Raw genomic sequence first — 22,967 nt, forward strand, 5'->3', positions numbered from 1 at the left:
GCATGTGTGGCATCGTCGGTATCGTCGGTAAGTCGAACGTCAATCAGGCGCTGTATGACGCGCTAACCGTGCTCCAGCACCGCGGCCAGGACGCTGCCGGTATCGTGACCAGCCATGATGGCCGGTTGTTCTTGCGCAAGGACAATGGCCTGGTGCGTGACGTGTTTCAACAGCGTCACATGCAGCGCCTGGTCGGCCACATGGGTATCGGCCACGTCCGTTACCCGACTGCCGGCAGCTCGACGTCGGCCGAGGCTCAGCCGTTCTACGTCAACTCGCCGTACGGCATCACCCTGGCGCACAACGGTAACCTGACCAACGTTGAACAGTTGGCCAAAGAGATCTACGAATCCGATCTGCGTCACGTCAACACCAGCTCCGACTCGGAAGTGCTGCTCAACGTGTTCGCTCACGAGCTGGCCCAGCGCGGCAAGCTGCAACCGACCGAAGAAGACGTGTTTGCCGCCGTGACCGACGTGCATAACCGTTGCGTCGGTGGTTACGCCGTTGTGGCGATGGTGACCGGTTACGGCATCGTTGGTTTCCGCGACCCGCACGGCATCCGCCCGATCGTGTTCGGCCAGCGTCACACCGACGAAGGCGTCGAGTACATGATCGCTTCCGAAAGCGTTTCGCTGGACGTGCTCGGTTTCACCCTGATCCGCGACCTGGCGCCGGGCGAAGCGGTCTACATCACTGAAGACGGCAAGCTGCACACCCGTCAGTGTGCGACCAACCCATCCCTGACCCCGTGCATCTTCGAACACGTCTATCTGGCGCGTCCGGATTCGATCATCGACGGCGTGTCGGTCTACAAGGCCCGTCTGCGCATGGGTGAGAAGCTGGCCGAGAAGATCCTGCGCGAGCGTCCAGAGCACGACATCGACGTGGTCATCCCGATTCCGGACACCAGCCGCACTGCCGCGCTGGAGCTGGCCAACCATCTGGGCGTGAAATTCCGCGAAGGCTTCGTCAAGAACCGCTACATCGGTCGTACCTTCATCATGCCCGGCCAGGCCGCGCGCAAGAAATCGGTACGTCAGAAGCTCAACGCCATCGAGCTGGAATTCCGCGGCAAGAACGTGATGCTGGTCGACGACTCGATTGTTCGCGGCACCACCTGCAAGCAGATCATCCAGATGGCCCGCGAAGCCGGCGCGAAAAACGTCTACTTCTGCTCGGCGGCTCCGGCTGTTCGCTTCCCGAACGTGTACGGCATCGACATGCCGAGCGCTCACGAGCTGATCGCGCACAACCGTTCGACCCAGGACGTGGCTGATCTCATCGGTGCTGACTGGCTGATCTATCAGGACCTGCCTGACTTGATCGAAGCGGTCGGCGGCGGCAAGATCAAGATCGAAAACTTCGATTGCGCAGTGTTTGACGGCAAGTACGTCACCGGAGACGTCGACGAGGCTTACCTGAACAAGATCGAACAGGCACGCAACGATGCCTCGAAGGTCAAGACCCAGGCGGTCAGTGCGATCATCGATCTGTACAACAACTGAGTTTCAACCGGCCCTTAGGGGCCGGTTTTGTATCTGGCAAAAGACTTTTATTTATCGAGAACAGGGCAAGGAGTGACAGCATGAGTCAGGAATGGGATGCCGGTCGGCTGGACAGCGACCTCGAAGGCGTAGCGTTCGATACCCTGGCCGTACGTGCCGGTCAGCACCGTACGCCGGAAGGCGAGCACGGTGATCCGATGTTCTTCACTTCCAGCTACGTGTTCCGTACCGCCGCCGATGCGGCTGCGCGGTTTGCCGGGGAAGTGCCGGGCAACGTCTACTCGCGTTACACCAACCCGACCGTGCGCGCGTTCGAAGAGCGCATCGCCGCGCTGGAAAGCGCCGAGCAGGCGGTGGCCACGGCCACTGGCATGGCCGCGATCATGGCAGTGGTGATGAGCCTGTGCAGTGCCGGCGATCATGTGCTGGTGTCGCGCAGCGTGTTCGGCTCGACCATCAGCCTGTTCGAGAAGTACTTCAAGCGTTTCGGTGTGGAAGTCGATTACGTGCCGTTGGCCGATCTGTCGGCCTGGGACGCAGCGATCAAGTCCAACACCAAATTGCTGTTCGTCGAGTCGCCGTCCAATCCGTTGGCTGAGCTGGTGGATATCACCGCGCTGTCGGAAATCGCGCACGCCAAGGGCGCGATGCTGGTAGTCGACAACTGCTTCTGCACGCCTGCCTTGCAGCAGCCGCTGAAGCTGGGCGCAGACATCGTTGTGCATTCGGCCACCAAGTTCATCGATGGCCAGGGCCGTTGCATGGGCGGTGTGGTTGCCGGTCGCAGCGAACAGATGAAAGAAATCGTCGGCTTCCTGCGTACCGCCGGGCCGACCCTGAGCCCGTTCAACGCCTGGATCTTCCTCAAGGGTCTGGAAACCCTGAACCTGCGGATGAAGGCGCATTGCGCCAACGCCCAGCAACTGGCCGAATGGCTGGAGCAGCAGGACGGCATCGAGAAGGTGCATTACGCCGGTCTCAAGAGCCATCCGCAGCACGAGCTGGCTCAGCGTCAGCAGAAAGGCTTCGGCGCGGTGGTGAGCTTTGAGGTGAAGGGCGGAAAAGAGGGCGCCTGGCGCTTCATCGATGCGACCCGTTTGATCTCGATCACCGCCAATCTGGGTGACAGCAAAACCACCATCACCCACCCGAGCACTACGTCCCACGGCCGTCTGGCGCCGCAGGAGCGCGAGGCTGCCGGCATTCGTGACAGCCTGATCCGCATCGCGGTCGGTCTGGAAGACGTGGCTGACCTGCAAGCCGATCTGTCGCGCGGTCTGGCGGCGTTGTGATCGAGTTGTCTACGCCGAAGATCGGCACCCATGGCCGCGTTGCATTGGTCACGGGTGCTGCGCGCGGGATCGGTCTGGGCATCGCCGCGTGGTTGATCAGCGAAGGCTGGCAGGTGGTATTGACCGACCTTGATCGTGTCCGTGGTTCGAAAGTGGCGAAGGTGCTGGGCGAGAACGCCTGGTTCATCGCCATGGATGTCGCGGACGAAAGTCAGGTGGCGTTGGGTGTCGCTGAGGTGCTGGGGCAGTTTGGTCGTCTGGATGCGCTGGTGTGCAACGCTGCCGTGGCCGATCCGCACAACATCACGCTGGAAAGTCTCGATCTGGCTTACTGGAATCGGGTGTTGGCGGTGAACCTCGGTGGGCCGATGTTGCTGGCCAAGCACTGCGCGCCGTATCTGCGTGCGCACAACGGGGCGATCGTCAATCTGGCCTCGACCCGGGCGGCGCAGTCGGAACCTGATACGGAAGCCTATGCGGCGAGCAAGGGCGGTTTGCTGGCGTTGACTCACGCACTGGCGATCAGCCTCGGGCCGGAGATTCGCGTCAATGCGGTCAGTCCGGGCTGGATCGATGCGCGGGATCCATCCGCCCGGCGCGCGGAACCGCTGACCGATACCGATCATGCCCAGCATCCTGCGGGCAGGGTAGGGACGGTCGAGGATGTGGCAGCGATGGTGGCGTGGTTGCTGTCGAAGAATGCAGGGTTTGTGACGGGGCAGGAATTCGTGGTCGATGGCGGCATGACCAAGAAGATGATTTATACGGAATGAAGCAATTTCGTCTTTTTTAGAAAAACTTCAATCCTGCTATTGACTTAGGTTCGCTACCTGCGTAAATTTCGCGGCCTCGGAGATGCAAACGGGTGATTAGCTCAGCTGGGAGAGCGTCTGCCTTACAAGCAGAATGTCGGCGGTTCGATCCCGTCATCACCCACCACTCCCGAGAGACTTGCGTAAGCAAGAACGTAGGCTGAAAGTGCCTGCACCGACGCGCAGCGGTAGTTCAGTCGGTTAGAATACCGGCCTGTCACGCCGGGGGTCGCGGGTTCGAGTCCCGTCCGCTGCGCCATATTTAACGAGTCAGACACTGTCTGGTTCGCGATTGAAAAGCACCGAAGCTTTCAGTCAAACGAGTTACTTGAGCGTCAGCTCAAAGCGATACGCAGCGGTAGTTCAGTCGGTTAGAATACCGGCCTGTCACGCCGGGGGTCGCGGGTTCGAGTCCCGTCCGCTGCGCCATATCTGTTTCAAGGACCACTGAACGCCTTGAAACACCGAAAGCAACCTCTGGTTGATTCGGAATCGATAGCAAAGACCCTGGTCGAAAGACCGGGGTTTTTTGTGTCTGAAATTTGACCTCTCCCAAATTCCTCCCTTGTAGCCGGCGACGAACCCTGGCCGTGGCTCGTTCGATGCTGCCGGGCAATCTACCTGCGTCTCCGAGTCGCTGCGATGCAATGCCGCATTGATTTTTTGATTCTTTAGTCAAATTTTTGTAACTGGTTGTTTGCTGCGAGCTCAGAAACCTATAAAGTTAACCTTTCGGTCAGCTTTGCACTGTCATCACGCCCTTTGCTTCGTCAAAAAGGGCTTCTGCAAGACTCGAGATTCCCAGTAGATAACCAGAAGGGCGGATCCATAACCGCCCAGAGGATGATCCATGTCCAACCGTGAAATATCCCGGCGCTCGTTCCTCCAGGGCGGGCTGGTGGCGGGTGTGAGCGTTACGCTCACGCCGCTCAGCAGTCAGGCGCTCGGTGCCTTGATGGAAAACAGCGTCACCGTGCCGTCCGAGCAGTGGCTCGGCAACAACGGCAAGGCGCGCCAGCGTAACGATGCCTTGTCCAAGGTCTGCGGCAGCAAAGTGTTTGCCCGCGACATCCGTTCCAAGGACATGCCGGGCTGGCCCCAGCAGCAAGGCCACGCCATGTTGCTGAAAACCATCAAGGCTGACCGTATCTACGAAGGCTACGACCTGTCGTGGCTCGGCGCCGATCTGCAGCCTGATCGTATCGTTACCGCCGCCGACCTGGACAAGGACGGCATTGTATTCCCTGAAGAGCACGCGCCGGATCCGCTGCTGCCGGAAGGCAAGGTGCCGATGTTCATCGGCCACCCGGTTGCGATCCTGATCTGGAACGACTTCGAGCGTTTCCGCCAGGCCAAGAACAAACTCAAATTCAATGACAAAGCGATTCGTTACGGCGCAAAAGTGCCGTTCTACGAAGGCGATCCCTATGGCAGTTTCCGCTATGTGCGCGTCGGTGGCCCGACGTCGGCAGACGAAGACGAATTCGCCAGCCTCAAGGACTCGATCCTGTTCCCGATGCTGAAGAACCGTCGTCCGGTGTGGAATTCCCAACCGAACCTGCACGGCAACCTGACCGAACGCGGCCTGTTCTATGCCGATCGCATGAAGAAAGAGATCGACACCCCGCCGGACAACTGGCTGGTGTTTGACGAACGTTACAAGACCCCGTCGATCGAACCGGCCGCGATGGAACCGGACAACGGCAACGGCTGGTACGACCCGGCGACCAAGACCCTGCATTTCGTCGTCGCCACTCAGTGCCCGCTGGAAACCGCCACCGAGACCGCGAAGATGATCGGGCCGTCGCGTTTTGGCCTGGCGAACCTCAACATGCACCCGGGTTACACCGTCGGCTACGGCTCCAAGGACCACAATATTTTCGTCTACTACGCAGCTTTGGCGGCGTTGTATGGCGCAGGTGTGCCGATTCGCCTGGCCAACGACCGCTACGAGCAGTTCCAGAGCGGCATCAAGCGTCACCCGTTCGACATCCGCTACCAGTTGGCAGTGGACAAGACCGATCATAGCTTCAAGATTTTCCGTGCCGAGATGAGCGTCGACGGTGGCGGCCGGATCAACTACAGCCCGTCGGTAGCGGCCGTTGGCGCTACGGCGGCGCAGTCGATCTACTACATGCCGCAGAACGACCTTCAGGTCACCGCTTACCATTCCCGCGCCGTTGAAGCAGGTTCGATGCGCGGCTACGGCACGCTGCAGAGCATGGCCTCCACCGAGATGATGGTCGACGAAATCGCCGATCGCCTTGGTGTCGATGCCATCGATCTGCGCCGCAAAAATGCGCTGCGCTCGGGGATGAAAAACACCCAGGGCGCGATCCCGGCCGGTGCGTTGCGCCTGCACGAGATTCTCGACAAGGCTTCGCTGCACGAAGTCTGGAAAAACCGCGACGCGATCAAGAAGCAGCGCGAAGCGGCGGATCCGGACAACTGGTATGGCGTGGGTTTCGCCATTTGCCAGAAAGACTTCGGCACCGGTTCCGAAGCACCGATGGCCAGCATCGAGTTCACCGCTGACGGCCGCATTTCCCTGCGTCACATCGGCATCGAGATCGGTACCGGCATGTCCACCTCGCAAGCGTTGGTGGTGGCGGATTTCCTTGGTAGCGCGGCTCACGACGTGAAGACCGGTGAAACCGAGTGGAATGAAATGCAGCTGGTCACCGCCGGCAACCCTTACATCATGAGCCAGGCCGAACAGGACAACTTCCTGCGCAACCCGCGCTGGGTCGGCAAGCTGGCATCGGCCTCGTCCGCGACCAACTCCGCCTACTACTTCAGCCACGCCACCCGTGAAGCGGCGCGCGTGCTGTTCAACCACGGTTTGTGGCCAGCAGCGCTGGAGATCTGGCGTCAGGGCCCGTACGGCGGCCAAGCCAACCCTTACGTTGTGCGTCGCGAAGATGCGCATTGGGTCGACGGCAAACTCACCGCCAACGGCATGCAGCCACTGACCTTCGAAGAGCTGGCCAAGCGTGCTCACGAGCGCGGTCTGGTCACTGGCGCCACGGTTCACGGTTTCAACCGCTGGAGCTGGGCCGAGGCTGAATACAGCATCGATGGTGTGCGCGAGCGTCTGCCGCTCGACGGTCTGGCGGTGAAGTACGGCGACGGCGCCCCGAAAGCGAAAAAGGCGCAAATGACCAGCGCCGGTTTCCATCTGCTGGATCGGCAGAACATCGCCTATCCGGTGGTTCAACTGAACAACGCCGCCGTGACCTACTACAGCCCGGTCGCAACGCTGGTCGAGTTGAAGGTCAACAAAGGTTCGGCAGAAGTCGAAGTGCTCAACCATCACTCGTGGCTGGAATGCGGACGGGTGCTGGTCGAAGAACTGGTTCGTGGCCAGCTCGAAGGTGGGATCGCCATGGGCATCGGTCATGCCTTGATGGAAGAGATGCCGCTGTACGAAGGCGGGCCAGGGGAGGGTGACTGGAACTTCAACCGTTATCGCCTGCCGATGGCGCGCCATGTGGCGGTGTGGAAGCAGACGTCGGAAATCCTGCCGCCGCTGTCCCCAAGCGACCCGTCCAAAGGCATCGCCGAAGTGGTGATGATTCCGGTGGTCGGTGCCATCGGTAACGCCGTGGCCCACGCCATCGGTAAACGTGTTCGCGATCTGCCAATCACTGCTGCGCGCATCAAGGAGGCCCTCAATGGCTAACCGTCCGCTTCAACTGACCCTCAACGGTCAATCCGTCGGTCCGGTGGACATCCCTGATGACCTGCCGATGATCGACTACCTGCACGAATACAAGAACCTCACCGGTTCGCGCCTGGGCTGCGGCCAGGGCATCTGCCACGCCTGCGTGGTGATCGTCGATAACCCGGATGGCACCAGCGAAGAAGTGCGCACCTGCATCACCGGCGCGCATTACTTCGAGGGCAAGAAAGTCCGCACCATCGAAGGCCACGCCAAGCGTGACGAGCAAGGCCAGGTCACCGAGCTGAACCCGATCCAGCAGCGTTTTGTCGACGAATTCGCCTTCCAGTGCAGCTACTGCGCGCCGGGTTTCGTCAACGCCGCGACCGTGCTGGTGGAAAAGCTGCAACGCCAGCCAATCGTCAAAAGCAAACTGGAGCAAGTCATCGAGGACAGCCTCGGCCATCACGTCTGCCGTTGCACCGGGTACGTGCGTTACTACAACGCCACCCGCAACGTGCTGACCGATCTCGGCCTGGTCAAGGAGGGTTAAGCATGAAGCAATTACTGACCCGCCTGACCCTGGCGGTCGGGCTGGCTGCGCCTGTGTTGGCGGTGCACGCGGATGATCAGGTCAAGCGCGGCGAATACCTCGCCCGCGCGGCCGACTGCATGGCGTGCCACACGGCGCCCGGCGGCGCGCCGTTTGCCGGCGGCCTGCCGATCGTGTCGCCGTTCGGCACGATCTACGGCACCAACATCACTCCAAGCAAAGAGCACGGCATCGGTTTGTACAATGATGACGAATTCTTCGCTGCGCTGACTGAAGGCAAGCGTCGCGACGGCGCCAACCTGTACCCGGCGATGCCGTACACCTCGTATCACTTGATGCCGCGTGCGGACTCGGATGCGATTCACGCGTATCTGAAAACCGTCGAGCCGATTGAGCGCGCCGCGCCGGTGACCAGCCTGAGCTTTCCGTTCAACGTGCGTCCGGGCCTGATCGGCTGGAACATGGTGTACGGTAAAGCGTTGAAGCTGGAGCCTGCCGAAGGCAAAAGCGACGCCTGGAAACGCGGCCAGTACATGGTCGAAGTGCTCGGCCATTGCGGCGAATGCCATACGCCACGCGGCCTGCCGGGCGCGATGCAGTTGGATAAGCGCCTGACCGGCGGCATCCTTAACGGCTATCTGGCGCCGAGCCTGCTGGCAACCGACTTGGCGGCACGCGGCTGGAACCATCAGGACCTGAGCACGTTCCTCAAGCACGGCATGAGCGCCCAGGGCACGATGTTCAACGAGATGTTTCCGGTGTTCCACAACAGCACTCAGGGCCTGAATGATCCGGATCTGGCGGCGATGGCGACTTTCCTGCTGGGTGACAAGCCTCCGGCGGTGAAAGAACTGACTGAAGTGCCGGTGGAAAAACTCAGTGTCAGCGCCCAGCGCGGCCGTCAGGAATACTTGAACGTCTGCGCCGGCTGTCACGCGGCCGGTGGCGAGGGCAAACCGCACATCGCGGTGGCCATGCGCGGCAACACCACGTTGCGTCTGGAAGACCCGCGCAATCTGTTGCGCGTGATCGAGGATGGCATCGGCGAACAGAAATTCGCCGGGTTCGAACACATGCAGCCGATGCCGGGTTTTGCCGACAAGCTCAGTGCCGAACAACTGACCGATCTGCTGAACTACCTGCGTCAGGGCTGGGGTGGTCAGTCGGCCGAGCTGGCGGTTGGTGATGTGCAGAAGCTGCAGGCTGATGCGCCTTCCGTTGAGCACAAGGCGCACTGATGCAGCATCTCGATCTGCAAGTGGTTCGACGGGCGTTGGAGTGGTCGACGGCGGGGCAACGCATCTGGCTCTGCACCGTGCTGACCACCTATGGTTCGGCGCCACGCGCGCCGGGTTCGCTGCTGGCGGTGAACGACGGCGGGCAGTGGATCGGGTCGCTGTCCGGTGGTTGCGTCGAGGAAGACTTTCTCGAGCGCGTCGCCGAAGGTGCGTTTCTCGATGCGATCAACGTCGTGCGTTATGGCGAAGGTGACGATCCGCGTTCGCGGGTCAGCCTGCCATGCGGCGGCATTCTCGATGTGCTGGTAGAGAAATTTGACGCCGGCTGCGAGGTGCGGGCGCACCTGCGTGAGCTCGAATCGGCGTTGCTCGGGCAGCGCCGGGTGATTCGCGAAGTCGATCTGACTACTGGTGCGCGTAGCCTGTTTACCGATTACGAGCAGGGCGCGCGAATCGAGCGTGAAATCGACCGGGTACGGATCCGCATCGGGGCTGCTCAGCGCTTGCTGCTGGCGGGGTATTCCAGCGTGGCGCAGGCCTGTGCGGAGTTCGCGGTTGGTCTCGGCTTCGAAGTGATTCTCTGCGATCCGCGCGATGAAGTGCTGGAAGGCGTGGTGCTCAATGGCGTGGAGATCCGCCGGCAATTGCCGTCGGTGTTCATCGCCGATGGCGGTTGTCACCGTGATACGGCGGTGGTGGCGTTGACCCACGATCCGCGCATCGACGATCTGGCGATGATGGAAGCTGTGCGCACCGAGGCGTTTTACATCGGCGTGATGGGTTCGTTGCAGACTTCACAAAAGCGCTTCGACCGTTTGCGCCGGATTGGCGGGCTGGGGGAGAGCGAGCTGGCGCGAATTCATGCGCCGATCGGCCTCAACCTGGGCAGCAAGACGCCGGCGGAAATTGCTCTGGCAGTGCTCGCGGATATCCTGCGGATTCGCAGCGGGATTGCGCGGGATCAGTTGTGATTGGAGCTGGATGTAAAAGGGGCCGCTTTTCAGCGGCCCCTTTTTTTGCGCATCAGAAACCGAGCTTGTCGCGCAGTCCGTAGTACCACGCGCCCAATGCGGCAAACGGTGTGCGCAGCAGTTGCCCGCCGGGGAAAGGGTAGTGCGGCAGATCAGCAAAGGCATCGAAACGCTCGGCTTGTCCGCGCAGTGCCTCGGCCAATACCTTGCCGGCCAGGTGCGTGTAGGTCACGCCGTGGCCACTACAGCCCTGGGAGTAATAGATGTTGTCGCCCAGGCGTCCGACCTGAGGCAGGCGCGACAGGGTCAGCAGGAAATTGCCGGTCCAGGCGTAGTCGATCTTCACGTCCTTGAGCTGCGGGAAGGCCTTGAGCATTTTCGGGCGGATGATCGCTTCGATGTTCGCCGGATCCCGCGCGCCGTACACCACGCCGCCGCCGAAGATCAGGCGCTTGTCGCCGGTAAGGCGGTAGTAGTCGAGCAGGTAATTGCAGTCTTCGACGCAGTAGTCCTGCGGCAGCAGGGATTTCGCCAGATCATCGCCCAGTGGTGCGGTGGTGATGACCTGAGTGCCGCACGGCATCGATTTGGCCGCCAGCTCCGGCACCAGATTGCCGAGGTAGGCGTTGCCGGCGACGATGATGAATTTGGCTCTGACCTTGCCTTGCGGTGTATGTACGACCGGGTTGGCACCGCGTTCGATGCGCACGGCCGGCGACTGTTCGTAAATGGTGCCGCCCAGGGATTCAACGGCGGCTGCTTCACCGAGGGCCAGGTTGAGCGGGTGAATGTGGCCGCCGCTCATGTCGAGCATGCCGCCGACGTATTGATCGCAAGCCACCACTTCGCGGATTCGGCGTTGATCGAGCAGTTCCAGTTGCGTGTGGCCGAAGCGTTCCCATAAGCGTTTCTGCGATTCCAGGTGGCCCATCTGCTTGGCGGTGAGGGCGGCGAATACGCCGCCGTCCTTCAGGTCGCACTGGATGTTGTATTTGCTGACACGCTCACGAATGATCCGGCCGCCTTCGAAGGCCATCTGCCCGAGCAGTTGCGCCTGTTTCGGGCCGACGCTGCGTTCGATCACATCAATGTCACGGCTGTAGCTGTTGACGATTTGCCCGCCATTGCGCCCCGAGGCGCCGAAGCCGACCTTGGCGGCTTCCAGCACGGTCACGCGAAAACCGTTCTCCAGCAGGAATAGCGCCGAGGAAAGTCCCGTATAACCAGCGCCGATCACACAGACATCCGTCTCCACGTCATCCTGCAGGGCAGGACGTGGTGGTGCGGCGTTGGCCGATGCCGCGTAGTAAGACTCTGGGTAAGGGGTGTTCGCCATCCTGCAGCCTCTGTTTAATATATTTTACGAGTGCAGCGATCCTACCCCAGTTGAAAAACCTCCGCCAGCCACCGGGAAATCTTCTTGCGGCGGGTCGAAATTAAATATTTTGCATATTCATAGGGTTAGGTGAAAAAAAGGTGTTGACACCCCTCCGGAATTCCGTAGAATGCCGCCTCACAGCAGGCACGTAGCTCAGTTGGTTAGAGCACCACCTTGACATGGTGGGGGTCGTTGGTTCGAGTCCAATCGCGCCTACCAAACAAAATCCGCTCTGCTGGGCGGTCTGAAAGGGCTCACCGAAAGGTGGGCCCTTTTTTGTTGTCTGCGATTTGCAAAACTTTTGCAAAACTCCTCTCAAACGCCAATTCGCGATGCTCATGAAGTGATGGCGTTATGCCTCTAAATATTGCCGTATGTGTGCCGATACGCCTGTATCTCTGCACTAACGGAATGACACCACATGGAAACCGGCAATACACAAAGCACCTATCACAAGCCCAAGAACCTGGCTGGGCTGGGGCGCCGGTGGGGAGGGCAAATCATTGATTCCTTCATCACCTTCTTTTTGTTCTTCGCCGTAGCAAAGACCGCAGAGCTTGTAGGATTGCCTCGGGACCTGGTGGGGTTGCTGGCAGTGGTCGTGGGTGGAGGGTATTACCTGTTTTCCGATGCCATGCCGAACGGTCAGAGCGTGGGTAAAAAAATCCTGGGGATGTCGGTGATTGATGAGCGCGGCTATCTGAACTGCAATCTCTATCAATCCTTTATCCGCAATATCACGACGCCTTTCCTTAATTTTTTTGACTGGATTTTCATTTTCTTTGGTTCGCGCAAGCGCCTGGGCGACATGCTCGCGTCTACGATTGTGATCAGAAACAAGTGAAAGAATGGCAGGCTGAGCTTTACCTGTTTTCTGATCCGTTCGTCGCCGATTACTGTAGGCGACCTTAAAAATAATGTGGATATTTAATGGGTTACGGTTTTATTGAACCAACCAGTTATCAAAAATACGTTGTTACATACTGGAAAAATCAGTAATATCCGCCCCGCGTTCACCACCACGGTTTATGCATTTTTAAATCCCGAGCTTCCATCAGCTGCTTGGGATTTTTTTTGCCCGCGATTTGCCTTTCCCGCGCCTCTGCCAGTCTCTCGTCTCGCCCGCTTCCGTTTTTCCGGGAGGGGTGACAGGCAAGTCCTCATTTTTTCGACTACTACTGTCAGGCTGATTTCGCCTCTGCCGGACAGGAGTTCATCAATGCTGGTTCACTGGTTTCTTGCAGCGATTCATCTATTGGCATTTGCCATGGGCTTCTGGGCGGTGTTGACGCGTGGGACGGCCTTCAGTCGCCTGGCGTCCGGCTCGGGTGAGGTCGGGCGCGTATTGCTTGCCGACAATGTCTGGGGGCTCTCGGCGCTGGTGCTGCTCATCTCCGGCGGCATGCGCGCCTTTGCCGGTTATGAGAAGGGAACCGACTACTACCTGCATCAGCCGCTGTTCCATCTGAAGATGACGTTGTTTGTGCTGATTCTGCTTCTGGAGCTTTTGCCGATGATCACCCTGATCAGGTGGCGCATGGCCAAGGCACGCGGTGCTGTCCCTGACACAGGACGTGCGAAGGTATTCGCGCGGATCAGTCATGCCGAAGCGCTGTTGTTGATACTGATGGTCGTGGCGGCCACCGGGATGGCGCGTGGCGTTACATTCGGCTAGGTCGGCGCGATTCCCATTCGCTATTCGGAAATATCCGACAGCCAACCCTTTGAATGACAGTTAGTATCGGTCGCGAGAAGGGTGAGGCGGGAAGGGGGCGTGGCACGCGCCGTCACCAGGGAGGTGGGGAATGGCAATACGGCGCTTGAATCTTTAGCCAGTCATTGCGCGCAGGCAAACGAACTGGCTACTGACTGCGGTAGGGCTCAGGGCGTTTGTGGCTTGTCCGGAGCGGTCAGGCCAGCCTGGATGCGCTGGTAGATTTCTTCCCGGTGCACTGCAACGTTCTTCGGAGCATTGATGCCGATTCGAACTTGCTGGCCGCTGACGCCGAGAATGGTGATCGTGATGTCATCACCAATGTTTATGCTTTCACCGACTTTGCGGGTGAGTATCAGCATGGTCTTCTCCTTGATTGCTTTGTAGGGCACCTGATTCAGACAGTGCAGAGGTCGGTGGTACGTATAGATTAGTGCGAAGTCTTAAAGTCTGGGTGCCTCTTTCTGACGCGCAGCAGCGGCATTAATTCCCAGCGCGTAACTATACAGGGGCTGTCAGCATCAATCTCGTCCTTTTGTGCCCATTTTGCGGGGCTCCGAAAGTATTCTCGAATGTTAAGATCGCCGCTTTGAAAAATCAGAGGGAAGCGTTGTGCGCAAATTGGTCTGGGTAGTCGCGGCACTGGCATTGGCAGGATGTGGCGAAGGCAAGAGTGTGGATGCGCAAAAAGCGAAACCGGCGGTGGTAGCGGCGCCTGTTGCGGTGGGGCCGCAGTGGGATCTGGAAGTGCGCGGTGAAACTCCCCAAGCCGTAAGCGACCTCAGCGGCTGGCTGATCGAGCATGCCTTTGTGGCCAGCGTCATCAAGGACGCCAGCGGCAAGACCCGGATCCTGCTTGGCCCTTTCAATTCGAAGGCTGACGCCGAGGCACGGCAGGCGGATGTGAACGACGCGCTGATCAAGGCGAAGAAGCAGAACATCGAAACACTGGTGATCGAGCGCACGGTCGCTCAATAAGCGATCCATTCGGCGGAGCTGACTAAAGGGTGTCCCCCGTGATTCGTTTTTAAAGCAATCACTGAAGATACCCAGAAGGAGCTCCGCATGGCCTCCGCCAATCCTTACAAGTTGTTCGACGTTGTTTTGCGTCACAAGCATCAACTGAGCCCGCATTTGATGCGGATCACCCTCGCAAGCTCGGCGGTCACCGAGATGGCTGCGTGGGCGCCGGATCAGCGAGTGAAGCTGTTTTTCCCTGCAGCAGATGGCTCACCCGCCAGGCTTTCTCAGGGGGAGGGGTGGTACGCCCGTTTCCGCTCGATGCTGGTTGATCGTCGCCCGGCGATGCGCACCTACACCATCCGCCACTTGCGTGCCGAAGCAGGCGAAGTGGATATCGATTTCGTACTGCACGGCGAGACCGGTCCTGCCTCCCGTTGGGCCTTGCGAGCACAGCCTGGCGAGTCGATGCAGATTCTCGCCCCCGACAGCCGATTCACGGCACAAGAGGCGGGGGGATTTGAATGGAAACCTCCGCAAACGCTCAAGCAACTTTTGCTGGTCGCCGATTCCACAGCGTTGCCGGCCGCCATGGGGATTCTGGAAGAACTTGCGACACTGGCTGAACCGCCGCAGACCCAGGCGTTTTTTGAGGTCGACAGTCGTGAAGACATGTTGGCGGTTCCTGAATGGCCCGGGCTTTTGGTGCAATGGCTGATTCGCGATCAGGCAGCTGCCGGTACGTTGATGGTGGAAGCCGTGCGGCAGGCGACGTTGCCTGTTGATGCATCGCCGGTTGGGCAGGCGGTCGAGCTGGCAGATGTCGACATCGAAGAAGAGATTCTTTGGGAGGTCGCCGAAACGGCCAGCGAGGGATTCTATGGCTGGATCGCCGGAGAATCAGCAGCGGTCATGAGTCTGCGCAAATACCTGATCAAGGAGCGTGGCATCCCTCGCGAATCACTCAATCTGATGGGCTACTGGCGCTACAACAAGTCCGGCGGTTGAGCACAAAAAAGGCCTTGAGTTTGTCGCTCAAGGCCTTTTCTTTTGATCAGGATATCAACCGCAGGCTTTCAGGTTCACCGGGCCGACAAATTCATTGCCGCGACCCATCACGCACGCCACGCTCTGATTACGCTGGCGCTCCCAGTCTTGCACCGGGTAAGTCTTGTCCCAGGCTTCGTACAGTTGCCGATCCTGCTTCGACAAGCGCAAGCCGTATTGTTTGCTCATGTAAAAGTAGGTGCGGGCGATCATGCCGCGAATCGAAGGGCGGGGCATGACCTTCTTCGCCTTGAAGTCGACCTGAGTCAGGCATGAGCCGTACTGACCCTTTTCGACCGGCAACCAACCGTAGCTGAAATTGCTGCGGTCGCCATTCACCTCGCCGATGCTCGGCACCAGGTTGTGCAGGTCGGCTTCGGCTTTCTGATAGCTTGGGTCGTAGCGGGTGCAATTCTTGCGACCGCCTTCCTGCCAGCATTGACGTTGATGGCCGAACTGCCACGCGGGAACGATGTGCTCCCATTCGATGCGGGATGCACGTTTGGCGTTCTTGCGTGGGACATAGCCACAGGCGGCCAGATCAACCTTGTTGCCGGTGTATTTGCACCCGCAATAGAACTCGGTGGATTGTGGAGCGTACAGCTTCCAGGCGACCTTCTTGGCTTCGGTGAACGTACGCGGCGCACCGGCTTGCGCGCCAATGGATATGAACAGCAGCAGCACAGCAGCAAAACGCAGAATCATTGAATCAATCTTCCTTCGGCACAACCCAGAAAATCTGTACGCCGCCATCGTCGCGGTAGGCGAGGGTGACGTTGTCGTTCTCGTCGATCTCTTCCAGCAAGCGCTCCCAGTCATCCACCGGCTCGTCCGGAAGGCGGAAGATCAGCGCGGCTTTGGCTTTTTGTGCGGTGGGGGAGTTGATGATTTTTTGAACGCGCATGCCCATGCGTTCGTAAGCGTCAGGAGCATCAGGGGAAGTGGCCACGAGGTTATCCTTATCAAGCTGTACGTGCATACAGTATTTAACTGTAGGCATTTTCGCAACTGCTTAAAATTCAAGAAATCCTCTGACAGCAGTTTTCCGGTTTTGGTGTCGCGCAGGTGTAATTTTTCTTTGGCGGAGGCGGGAGCTTCACCCTCCGTCAGGTTGACGAAGGGTGAAACCAGTGCCCGATCAGGAATGGATCGGTCGAAGGCAGATCAGTATTCCCAGAACATCCGTTGCAGCTCTTTGCTGTCGTTGGTCTTGGTCAAGGCAACCATGGCCAGGATGCGGGCTTTCTGTGGGTTCAGGTCGTGAGCAACCACCCAGTCGTATTTGTCGTCAGGTTGCTCGGCGTTGCGCAGAACGAAACCACCGGCATTGACGTGAGACGAGCGAATGATCTGCACACCGTCCTTGCGCAGTGCTTGCAAGGTCGGAACCACGCGGGAGGAAACCGAGCCGTTGCCGGTACCGGCATGGATGATCGCCTTGGCGCCGGACTGGGCGAGGGCCTTGTAGGCTGTGTCGCTGACATTGCCGTAGGAATAGGCGATTTCTACGTCAGGAAGGCTCTTGATGTTTTTGATATCGAATTCCGAATCCATGGTGTGGCGCTTGGCTGGCAGGCGGAACCAGTAGGATTTGCCTTCAACTACCATGCCGAGCGGACCCCAGGCGCTTTTGAACGCTTCGGTCTTGATGTTAATCATCTTGCTGACATCGCGACCCGACTGGATTTCATCGTTCAGGGTCACCAATACGCCTTTGCCGCGAGCTTCTTTGCTACTGGCGACGGCCACGGCGTTGTACAGGTTCAGCATGCCGTCCGCCGACATGGCGGTGCCCGGGCGCATGGAGCCGACGACGATGATCGGCTTGTCGGTTTTTTCCACCAGGTTCAGGAAGTAAGCGGTCTCTTCCAGGGTGTCGGTGCCGTGGGTGATGACGATGCCATCGACGTCTTTGCTGTCGGCCAGTTCGGAAACGCGACGACCCAGTTGCAGGAGGTTTTCGTTGGTGATGCTTTCCGACGCGATTTGCATGACCTGTTCGCCACGCACATTGGCCAGCTTGCTCAGTTCGGGAATGCCGGCGATCAATTGTTCGACGCCTACCTTCGCGGCTTGATAGGTCGCGCTGTTGGCCGCGCTGGCGCCCGCGCCGGCAATGGTGCCGCCGGTGGCCAGTACCACTACATTGGCCAGCTTGGCCTGAGTTTCGGCTTCTTTTGCCTGGAGGGCGGTTGGCAGGAGCAGGAGGAGGGCCAAAGCGCCCGGAACGAAATTCTTCAAAGCAGATGTCATTATTTTTCTCTCTAGTAGTGAGACGGTGCTGATGCAGGTTCATCTAGATGCGCCCCGGGCCGATCTGAATGCCAGGGGTGCAGGGAGGGAGCAGGATCTGTACCAGTCGTACTGTGCTTGAGAGAAATGTTTAACCTCATGATTTAAATCAAGATTTATTTGATGATTGGTTTTGATCCTCCCTCGCTCATCCGGGTTTCCGAACGCGGGCTGTTTTCTCGTTCGGCTCACCGAAAAGGACTACGAGCTCCGTCCGCAGGGTGATCTGGCCGGTTTTCGGATCTGTGCTAAAGAAAACGGCGCACTGGCCGATGCGCCTTTATAGGGATCCAATTTTTCAGGAGTTCAAATGTCATTGACTATCGGTTTGCCAAACCCCGGCGCGGTTACCATCGGCGGAAAAACAGCCGCTACGATCAATGCCCTGAGCGAGGCCAACGAGCAAGCGGCGGCCGAAGCGCTGGGCAAAGACGCTGGCGATACGAAGCAAGTCAGAACCGGTGGCGGCCCAGTGCAGGAGGAGGCGCCGGCCGAAAGCGGTGGCAATCAAAGCATCACGATCAAGATACTGCTCAAGCGCATGAAGGAGTTGCAGCAGCAATTGCAGGAGCAGCAACAGCAATTGGCCGCGGCGCAGGCGGCCAGCTATCCGACCGAAGAAGCCAAGACGACAGTCGTCATGTCGATCCAGGGGCAGATTGCAGACACCAACGCTGCACTCATGGAAGTGGCCGGCAATCTGGTTCGTGAGATGGCCAAGGGGTCCGGCAGCGGCGGTGTGATCAACACGACCGCCTAGGAGAAGGGGGTGGTGACGGTAATTCGCCCTACAAAAAATGCAGATTTTCAGTCGTTGACAAATGTCGGCAGGATTCGCATAGTTCGGTCTACGCAAACGTTTGCGCGGTCTTCGCGGTGAATTGATTTCGTCGTGGGGTGCAGCGAGCTTACGCCAGCGCAAGCTTTGCTCACAATAATCATAAGATCGGAGTGAACCCATGAAGCTGCCATTCGCTGGACGTCTTCTTGCTGTCGCCATGCTGGCTGCCGCATCCGCCGCACTGCCTGTCTCTTCGGCTTTCGCCGAGTCCCCTGAAAAACCCAAAGTCGCTCTGGTCATGAAATCTCTGGCCAACGAATTCTTCCTGACCATGGAAGACGGCGCCAAGGCCTACCAGAAAGAACATTCCGCCGATTTCGACCTGATCTCCAACGGCATCAAGGACGAAACCGATACGGCGGGGCAGACGCGCATCGTCGAACAGATGATTCTGGCGAAGGTCAACGCGCTGGTTATCGCACCGTCTGATTCCAAGGCGATGGTGCCGGTGATCAAGAAGGCCGTCGATGCCGGTATCACCGTGATCAACATCGATAACCAGCTCGATCCGGCTGTGATCAAAAGCAAGAACATCAGCGTTCCGTTCGTAGGCCCGGACAACCGCAAAGGTGCGCGTCTGGTGGGTGAGTACCTGGCCAAGCAACTGAAGGCCGGTGATGAAGTGGGCATCATTGAAGGCGTCTCCACGACGACCAACGCCCAGCAGCGTACCGCTGGCTTCAAGGATGCGATGGAGGCTGCGCAGATCAAGGTTGTTTCCCTGCAGTCCGGCGACTGGGAAATCGACAAGGGCAACAAGGTGGCCGCTTCGATTCTCAGCGAGTACCCGGACGTCAAGGCGCTGCTGGCCGGCAACGACAGCATGGCCGTGGGCGCCGTTTCCGCCGTGCGCGCTGCCGGCAAGGCCGGTCAGGTGCAGGTTGTCGGTTACGACAATATCAATGCCATCAAGCCCATGCTGAAGGACGGTCGCGTTCTGGCGACGGCCGACCAGTACGCCGCGAAGCAAGCGGTGTTCGGCATCGAGACCGCGCTGAAAATCATCAAGGGCGAGAAAGTCGACAGTGGTGCAAATGGCGTGATCGAAACGCCTGTCGAGCTGGTCACCAAGTAAGTCCTTTGGCGACACAATGGCGCTCGTCCGTCCGGGCGAGCGCATGGAGATTTTTATGTCAGTTTCCGCTCCGATCGCTGTCCTCTCGGTCAGCGGTATCGGCAAGACCTATGCGCAACCGGTACTGACCGGCATCGATCTGACGTTGATGCGCGGTGAAGTGCTGGCACTGACCGGTGAGAACGGTGCAGGTAAAAGCACCCTTTCGAAGATCATCGGTGGCCTGGTCACCCCTACCACCGGCCAGATGCAGTTCCAGGGCAAGGATTATCGCCCTGGCAGTCGCACGCAGGCTGAAGAACTGGGTGTGCGCATGGTCATGCAAGAGCTCAATCTGCTGCCGACGCTTTCGGTGGCGGAGAACCTGTTCCTCGACAACCTGCCGAGCAACGGTGGCTGGATCAGTCGCAAGCAGTTGCGCAAAGCCGCTATCGAAGCCATGGCTCAAGTCGGCCTCGACGCCATCGACCCGGACACACTGGTCGGCGAGCTTGGGATCGGTCACCAGCAAATGGTCGAGATCGCCCGTAACCTGATTGGCGATTGCCATGTGCTGATTCTCGACGAGCCGACCGCGATGCTGACCGCGCGTGAAGTCGAGATGTTGTTCGAGCAAATCACCCGGTTGCAGGCGCGTGGCGTCTCGATCATCTATATCTCCCACCGCCTCGAAGAGCTGGCCCGGGTCGCACAGCGCATTGCCGTGCTGCGTGACGGCAACCTGGTGTGCGTCGAGCCGATGGCCAATTACAACAGTGAGCAACTGGTTACCCTGATGGTTGGTCGCGAGCTGGGCGAGCATATCGATCTTGGGGCTCGCAATATCGGCCCGCCGGCCCTGACGGTCAAAGGCCTGACCCGCTCCGACAAGGTTCGCGACGTTTCCTTTGAGGTTCGCGCCGGCGAGATTTTTGGCATTTCGGGGCTGATCGGGGCTGGGCGCACCGAACTTTTGCGGTTGATCTTCGGCGCCGACGTCCCGGACAGCGGCACGGTGGCGCTCGGTTCGCCGGCAAAAACGGTGAGCATTCGTTCGCCTGTGGATGCGGTGCGCAACGGCATCGCCCTGATCACCGAGGATCGCAAGGGCGAAGGCCTGCTGCTGAGCCAATCGATCAGCGCCAACATTGCCTTGGGCAACATGCCGGAAATTTCCAGCGGCGGGTTCGTCAACAACGGCGATGAAACGAAGCTCGCGCAGCGGCAGATCGACGCCATGCGCATCCGCAGTTCCAGTCCGACGCAGCTGGTGTCCGAGCTGTCCGGCGGCAATCAGCAAAAGGTGGTGATCGGGCGCTGGCTCGAACGCGACTGTTCGGTGCTGCTGTTCGACGAGCCGACTCGCGGTATCGATGTCGGCGCCAAGTTCGATATTTATGCCTTGCTCGGCGAACTGACCCGTCAGGGCAAGGCGCTGGTGGTGGTATCCAGCGACTTGCGTGAGCTGATGCTGATCTGCGACCGCATCGGCGTGTTGTCGGCGGGACGTCTGATCGACACCTTCGAGCGCGACAGCTGGACCCAGGATGACTTGCTTGCCGCCGCATTCGCCGGCTACCAGAAACGTGATGCGTTGCTCAACGAAGCAGCGCCTAGGGATCTCCCATGAAAACTGCATCTTCCGCCGGCAAATCCAGTGGCAATTTCTACGGCCTCGGGACTTATCTGGGGCTCGCCGGCGCGTTGCTGGCAATGATTGCGCTGTTCTCGGTCATGAGCAGCCATTTCCTGTCGTACAACACCTTCAGCACCCTGGCCAACCAGATTCCCGACCTGATGGTTCTGGCGGTGGGCATGACGTTCGTGCTGATCATCGGCGGGATCGACCTGTCGGTAGGCTCGGTGCTGGCACTCGCGGCCTCCACTGTCAGCGTGGCGATTCTTGGCTGGGGCTGGAGCGTGTTGCCGGCTGCCTTGTTGGGTATGGCTGTCGCGGCGTTGGCCGGCACGGTTACCGGCTCGATTACCGTGGCGTGGCGAATTCCGTCATTTATCGTGTCGCTCGGTGTGCTGGAGATGGCCCGTGGCCTGGCCTATCAGATGACCGGTTCGCGCACGGCCTACATCGGTGACTCCTTTGCGTGGCTGTCGAACCCGATCGCCTTTGGCATTTCACCCTCGTTCATCATTGCCTTGCTGGTCATTTTCGTTGCCCAGGCCGTTCTGACCCGTACCGTGTTCGGTCGCTATCTGATCGGCATTGGCACCAACGAGGAAGCGGTGCGTCTGGCGGGGATCAATCCAAAACCCTACAAGATCCTGGTGTTCAGTCTGATGGGCCTGCTCGCCGGTATTGCGGCGCTGTTCCAGATTTCCCGGCTGGAAGCGGCCGATCCGAACGCCGGTTCTGGCCTTGAGCTGCAAGTCATCGCTGCGGTGGTGATCGGCGGTACCAGCCTGATGGGTGGGCGTGGTTCGGTGATCAGTACCTTTTTCGGCGTGTTGATCATCTCCGTGCTGGCGGCCGGCCTGGCGCAGATTGGCGCGACCGAACCGACCAAGCGCATCATCACCGGTGCGGTGATCGTGATCGCCGTGGTGCTTGACACCTATCGCAGTCAACGCGCAAGTCGACGGGGCTGATAAATGGCAACGATCAAGGATGTGGCGGCACTTGCAGGAATTTCCTACACGACCGTGTCCCACGTAGTAAACAAGACCCGACCGGTGAGCGAAGAGGTGCGACTCAAGGTCGAGGCGGCGATCAAGAGTCTCGACTATGTGCCGAGCGCCGTGGCCCGATCACTGAAAGCGAAAACCACCGCCACCATCGGTTTGCTGGTGCCCAATAGCCTCAACCCGTACTTCGCCGAACTGGCGCGAGGGATCGAGGATTACTGCGAGCGTAACGGTTACTGCGTAATTCTCTGCAACTCCGACGACAACCCGGACAAGCAGCGCAGCTACCTGCGAGTGCTGCTCGAAAAGCGCATCGACGGCTTGATCGTCGCGTCTGCGGGTGGCGACAGCGGTCTGGCACAAGGACTGGCTGGCGTGAAGACGCCGATGGTGATCGTCGACCGTGGACTCGAAGGCGTGGACGCCGACCTGGTGCGCATCGATCACGAATATGGCGCGTACCTTGCGACGCGGCATCTGCTTGAGCTCGGTCATCGCGATATCGCCACGATCGGTGGTCCGGCCAGTACCAGTGTTGCGCAAATGCGTCAGGCCGGTTTTTGTCGCGCGCTGAAAGAGGCCGGTGTTGAGGTGTCCCCGTCGCGCATGCTGGAAAGCGACTTCACCAGCACTGGCGGTTACAACGTGGCTTCAGTCCTCCTTGAGCGCAAGCCGCCGAGCGCGATCTTTGCCGGTAACGACATGATCGGCATCGGTGTGCTGCGAGCCGCGGCCGAGCGCAACGTGCGCGTGCCTGCCGAACTGTCGGTGATCGGTTTCGACGATATCCAGATGAGCCGTTACGTGTATCCCGCGCTGACGACTGTGGGCCAGTCGATCCTGCAACTGGGCGAGATGGCCGCGGAAGTTTTGTTGCGAAGAATTGCCACCCCGGGTCTGGCGACGGATCAGCGGATCGTGACCCCGAGTATTGTCCTGCGCGAATCGACTGCACCGCTGTCCGGCGTGTTCACCGAATACCGCTGAAACGAATTGAAGAGTAGTG

Annotated in this window: 21 protein-coding genes and 4 tRNA genes; 20 read left to right on the forward strand and 5 right to left on the reverse strand. The window is 59.3% G+C overall.

The window, feature by feature from the left end; all coding sequences use genetic code 11:
• Window positions 1-2 precede the first annotated feature (2 nt).
• The 10 genes from purF to PDR5_RS09705 all read left to right on the forward strand — a co-directional run bounded on the left by purF (window position 3) and on the right by PDR5_RS09705 (window position 10,035).
• Window positions 3-1,508 (forward strand): amidophosphoribosyltransferase, encoded by a 1,506-nt coding sequence (gene purF / locus PDR5_RS09660; protein ID WP_007956466.1) that lies wholly within the window; start codon window positions 3-5, stop codon window positions 1,506-1,508.
• Between the two features lie 80 nt (window positions 1,509-1,588).
• The gene (locus tag PDR5_RS09665) at window positions 1,589-2,800 is read left to right on the forward strand and encodes an O-succinylhomoserine sulfhydrylase (RefSeq protein WP_064594841.1); all 1,212 of its coding nucleotides are present in this window, start codon (window positions 1,589-1,591) and stop codon (window positions 2,798-2,800) included.
• Window positions 2,797-3,573 (forward strand): SDR family oxidoreductase, encoded by a 777-nt coding sequence (locus tag PDR5_RS09670; RefSeq protein WP_041475192.1) that lies wholly within the window; start codon window positions 2,797-2,799, stop codon window positions 3,571-3,573. The genes PDR5_RS09665 and PDR5_RS09670 overlap by 4 nt, the downstream gene beginning before the upstream one ends.
• A 90-nt stretch (window positions 3,574-3,663) precedes the next feature.
• Window positions 3,664-3,739, forward strand: a tRNA-Val gene (locus PDR5_RS09675).
• A 55-nt stretch (window positions 3,740-3,794) separates the two neighbouring features.
• Window positions 3,795-3,871: transfer RNA gene (locus PDR5_RS09680), tRNA-Asp, on the forward strand.
• 93 nt (window positions 3,872-3,964) lie between these two features.
• Window positions 3,965-4,041: transfer RNA gene (locus tag PDR5_RS09685), tRNA-Asp, on the forward strand.
• Between the two features lie 421 nt (window positions 4,042-4,462).
• Window positions 4,463-7,294 (forward strand): xanthine dehydrogenase family protein molybdopterin-binding subunit, encoded by a 2,832-nt coding sequence (locus PDR5_RS09690; RefSeq protein WP_064594844.1) that lies wholly within the window; start codon window positions 4,463-4,465, stop codon window positions 7,292-7,294.
• On the forward strand, window positions 7,287-7,826 hold the full coding sequence (locus tag PDR5_RS09695) for a (2Fe-2S)-binding protein (protein WP_007956473.1): 540 nt from the start codon (window positions 7,287-7,289) through the stop codon (window positions 7,824-7,826). The genes PDR5_RS09690 and PDR5_RS09695 overlap by 8 nt, the downstream gene beginning before the upstream one ends.
• A 2-nt stretch (window positions 7,827-7,828) precedes the next feature.
• Window positions 7,829-9,064 (forward strand): cytochrome c, encoded by a 1,236-nt coding sequence (locus tag PDR5_RS09700; RefSeq protein ID WP_064594847.1) that lies wholly within the window; start codon window positions 7,829-7,831, stop codon window positions 9,062-9,064.
• Window positions 9,064-10,035 carry an XdhC family protein gene (locus tag PDR5_RS09705; RefSeq protein ID WP_064594849.1) on the forward strand — a complete coding sequence of 324 codons (972 nt, stop codon included), beginning with the start codon at window positions 9,064-9,066 and terminating at the stop codon, window positions 10,033-10,035. Before PDR5_RS09700 ends, PDR5_RS09705 begins: the two co-directional genes overlap by 1 nt.
• A gap of 52 nt (window positions 10,036-10,087) precedes the next feature.
• Here PDR5_RS09705 and PDR5_RS09710 read toward each other — a convergent pair whose 3' ends face one another.
• Window positions 10,088-11,371: an NAD(P)/FAD-dependent oxidoreductase gene (locus PDR5_RS09710; protein WP_064594852.1), complete on the reverse strand. Its 1,284-nt coding sequence runs from the start codon at window positions 11,369-11,371 to the stop codon at window positions 10,088-10,090.
• A gap of 184 nt (window positions 11,372-11,555) precedes the next feature.
• Here PDR5_RS09710 and PDR5_RS09715 point away from each other — a divergent pair.
• From PDR5_RS09715 to PDR5_RS09725, 3 genes are all read left to right on the forward strand, one after another.
• Window positions 11,556-11,632, forward strand: a tRNA-Val gene (locus PDR5_RS09715).
• 202 nt (window positions 11,633-11,834) lie between these two features.
• Window positions 11,835-12,257 (forward strand): RDD family protein, encoded by a 423-nt coding sequence (locus PDR5_RS09720; protein ID WP_064594854.1) that lies wholly within the window; start codon window positions 11,835-11,837, stop codon window positions 12,255-12,257.
• Between the two features lie 375 nt (window positions 12,258-12,632).
• Window positions 12,633-13,088 carry a DUF2214 family protein gene (locus tag PDR5_RS09725; RefSeq protein WP_064594856.1) on the forward strand — a complete coding sequence of 152 codons (456 nt, stop codon included), beginning with the start codon at window positions 12,633-12,635 and terminating at the stop codon, window positions 13,086-13,088.
• 206 nt (window positions 13,089-13,294) lie between these two features.
• On the opposite strand, the gene csrA is transcribed toward PDR5_RS09725, so the two are convergent.
• Window positions 13,295-13,489, reverse strand: a complete 195-nt coding sequence (csrA, locus tag PDR5_RS09730; protein ID WP_003179932.1) for a carbon storage regulator CsrA — start codon at window positions 13,487-13,489, stop codon at window positions 13,295-13,297.
• A 250-nt stretch (window positions 13,490-13,739) separates the two neighbouring features.
• On the opposite strand from csrA, the gene PDR5_RS09735 reads away from it, so the two are divergent.
• Together PDR5_RS09735 and PDR5_RS09740 are read left to right on the forward strand one after the other, a co-directional pair.
• Window positions 13,740-14,105: an SPOR domain-containing protein gene (locus tag PDR5_RS09735; RefSeq protein ID WP_064594858.1), complete on the forward strand. Its 366-nt coding sequence runs from the start codon at window positions 13,740-13,742 to the stop codon at window positions 14,103-14,105.
• A gap of 87 nt (window positions 14,106-14,192) precedes the next feature.
• Window positions 14,193-15,095: a siderophore-interacting protein gene (locus PDR5_RS09740; protein WP_064594861.1), complete on the forward strand. Its 903-nt coding sequence runs from the start codon at window positions 14,193-14,195 to the stop codon at window positions 15,093-15,095.
• Between the two features lie 54 nt (window positions 15,096-15,149).
• Here PDR5_RS09740 and PDR5_RS09745 read toward each other — a convergent pair whose 3' ends face one another.
• The 3 genes from PDR5_RS09745 to PDR5_RS09755 all read right to left on the reverse strand — a co-directional run bounded on the left by PDR5_RS09745 (window position 15,150) and on the right by PDR5_RS09755 (window position 17,387).
• Window positions 15,150-15,839, reverse strand: coding sequence for an endonuclease (locus PDR5_RS09745; RefSeq protein WP_064594862.1), 690 nt, complete (start codon window positions 15,837-15,839; stop codon window positions 15,150-15,152).
• A gap of 4 nt (window positions 15,840-15,843) precedes the next feature.
• A complete protein-coding gene (locus PDR5_RS09750) occupies window positions 15,844-16,113 on the reverse strand; it encodes a DUF1654 domain-containing protein (RefSeq protein WP_442963860.1) in 270 nt (89 codons plus the stop codon).
• Window positions 16,114-16,298: 185 nt separating this feature from the next.
• The gene (locus PDR5_RS09755) at window positions 16,299-17,387 is read right to left on the reverse strand and encodes an asparaginase (protein ID WP_064594866.1); all 1,089 of its coding nucleotides are present in this window, start codon (window positions 17,385-17,387) and stop codon (window positions 16,299-16,301) included.
• Window positions 17,388-17,736: 349 nt separating this feature from the next.
• Between PDR5_RS09755 and PDR5_RS09760 the strand changes: the two genes are divergently transcribed.
• The 5 genes from PDR5_RS09760 to PDR5_RS09780 all read left to right on the forward strand — a co-directional run bounded on the left by PDR5_RS09760 (window position 17,737) and on the right by PDR5_RS09780 (window position 22,948).
• The gene (locus PDR5_RS09760; protein WP_064594868.1) at window positions 17,737-18,186 is read left to right on the forward strand and encodes a hypothetical protein; all 450 of its coding nucleotides are present in this window, start codon (window positions 17,737-17,739) and stop codon (window positions 18,184-18,186) included.
• A 199-nt stretch (window positions 18,187-18,385) separates the two neighbouring features.
• Entirely contained in the window at window positions 18,386-19,342 is a 957-nt protein-coding gene (locus tag PDR5_RS09765; protein ID WP_007956008.1) for a sugar ABC transporter substrate-binding protein, read from the forward strand.
• Between the two features lie 55 nt (window positions 19,343-19,397).
• Window positions 19,398-20,951, forward strand: coding sequence for a sugar ABC transporter ATP-binding protein (locus PDR5_RS09770; protein ID WP_064594869.1), 1,554 nt, complete (start codon window positions 19,398-19,400; stop codon window positions 20,949-20,951).
• A complete protein-coding gene (locus PDR5_RS09775) occupies window positions 20,948-21,925 on the forward strand; it encodes an ABC transporter permease (RefSeq protein WP_064594871.1) in 978 nt (325 codons plus the stop codon). Before PDR5_RS09770 ends, PDR5_RS09775 begins: the two co-directional genes overlap by 4 nt.
• Window positions 21,926-21,928: 3 nt before the next feature.
• Window positions 21,929-22,948: a LacI family DNA-binding transcriptional regulator gene (locus PDR5_RS09780; protein WP_064594873.1), complete on the forward strand. Its 1,020-nt coding sequence runs from the start codon at window positions 21,929-21,931 to the stop codon at window positions 22,946-22,948.
• Window positions 22,949-22,967 lie beyond the last annotated feature (19 nt).

This window comes from Pseudomonas sp. DR 5-09, assembly GCF_001655595.1.
GTDB classification, from domain to species: domain Bacteria; phylum Pseudomonadota; class Gammaproteobacteria; order Pseudomonadales; family Pseudomonadaceae; genus Aquipseudomonas; species Aquipseudomonas pharyngis.

Bases quoted from the DNA above. Each gene is read 5' to 3' on its own strand.
- PDR5_RS09695 (WP_007956473.1), top strand. From the start codon at position 7,287: ATGGCTAACCGTCCGCTTCAACTGACCCTCAACGGTCAATCCGTCGGT.
- PDR5_RS09720 (WP_064594854.1), top strand. From the start codon at position 11,835: ATGGAAACCGGCAATACACAAAGCACCTATCACAAGCCCAAGAACCTG.
- PDR5_RS09750 (WP_442963860.1), bottom strand. From the start codon at position 16,113: ATGCACGTACAGCTTGATAAGGATAACCTCGTGGCCACTTCCCCTGAT.
- PDR5_RS09770 (WP_064594869.1), top strand. From the start codon at position 19,398: ATGTCAGTTTCCGCTCCGATCGCTGTCCTCTCGGTCAGCGGTATCGGC.
- csrA (WP_003179932.1), bottom strand. From the start codon at position 13,489: ATGCTGATACTCACCCGCAAAGTCGGTGAAAGCATAAACATTGGTGAT.
- PDR5_RS09780 (WP_064594873.1), top strand. From the start codon at position 21,929: ATGGCAACGATCAAGGATGTGGCGGCACTTGCAGGAATTTCCTACACG.
- PDR5_RS09775 (WP_064594871.1), top strand. From the start codon at position 20,948: ATGAAAACTGCATCTTCCGCCGGCAAATCCAGTGGCAATTTCTACGGC.
- PDR5_RS09705 (WP_064594849.1), top strand. From the start codon at position 9,064: ATGCAGCATCTCGATCTGCAAGTGGTTCGACGGGCGTTGGAGTGGTCG.
- PDR5_RS09725 (WP_064594856.1), top strand. From the start codon at position 12,633: ATGCTGGTTCACTGGTTTCTTGCAGCGATTCATCTATTGGCATTTGCC.
- purF (WP_007956466.1), top strand. From the start codon at position 3: ATGTGTGGCATCGTCGGTATCGTCGGTAAGTCGAACGTCAATCAGGCG.
- PDR5_RS09665 (WP_064594841.1), top strand. From the start codon at position 1,589: ATGAGTCAGGAATGGGATGCCGGTCGGCTGGACAGCGACCTCGAAGGC.
- PDR5_RS09745 (WP_064594862.1), bottom strand. From the start codon at position 15,839: ATGATTCTGCGTTTTGCTGCTGTGCTGCTGCTGTTCATATCCATTGGC.
- PDR5_RS09765 (WP_007956008.1), top strand. From the start codon at position 18,386: ATGAAGCTGCCATTCGCTGGACGTCTTCTTGCTGTCGCCATGCTGGCT.
- PDR5_RS09690 (WP_064594844.1), top strand. From the start codon at position 4,463: ATGTCCAACCGTGAAATATCCCGGCGCTCGTTCCTCCAGGGCGGGCTG.
- PDR5_RS09700 (WP_064594847.1), top strand. From the start codon at position 7,829: ATGAAGCAATTACTGACCCGCCTGACCCTGGCGGTCGGGCTGGCTGCG.
- PDR5_RS09755 (WP_064594866.1), bottom strand. From the start codon at position 17,387: ATGACATCTGCTTTGAAGAATTTCGTTCCGGGCGCTTTGGCCCTCCTC.
- PDR5_RS09740 (WP_064594861.1), top strand. From the start codon at position 14,193: ATGGCCTCCGCCAATCCTTACAAGTTGTTCGACGTTGTTTTGCGTCAC.
- PDR5_RS09760 (WP_064594868.1), top strand. From the start codon at position 17,737: ATGTCATTGACTATCGGTTTGCCAAACCCCGGCGCGGTTACCATCGGC.
- PDR5_RS09710 (WP_064594852.1), bottom strand. From the start codon at position 11,371: ATGGCGAACACCCCTTACCCAGAGTCTTACTACGCGGCATCGGCCAAC.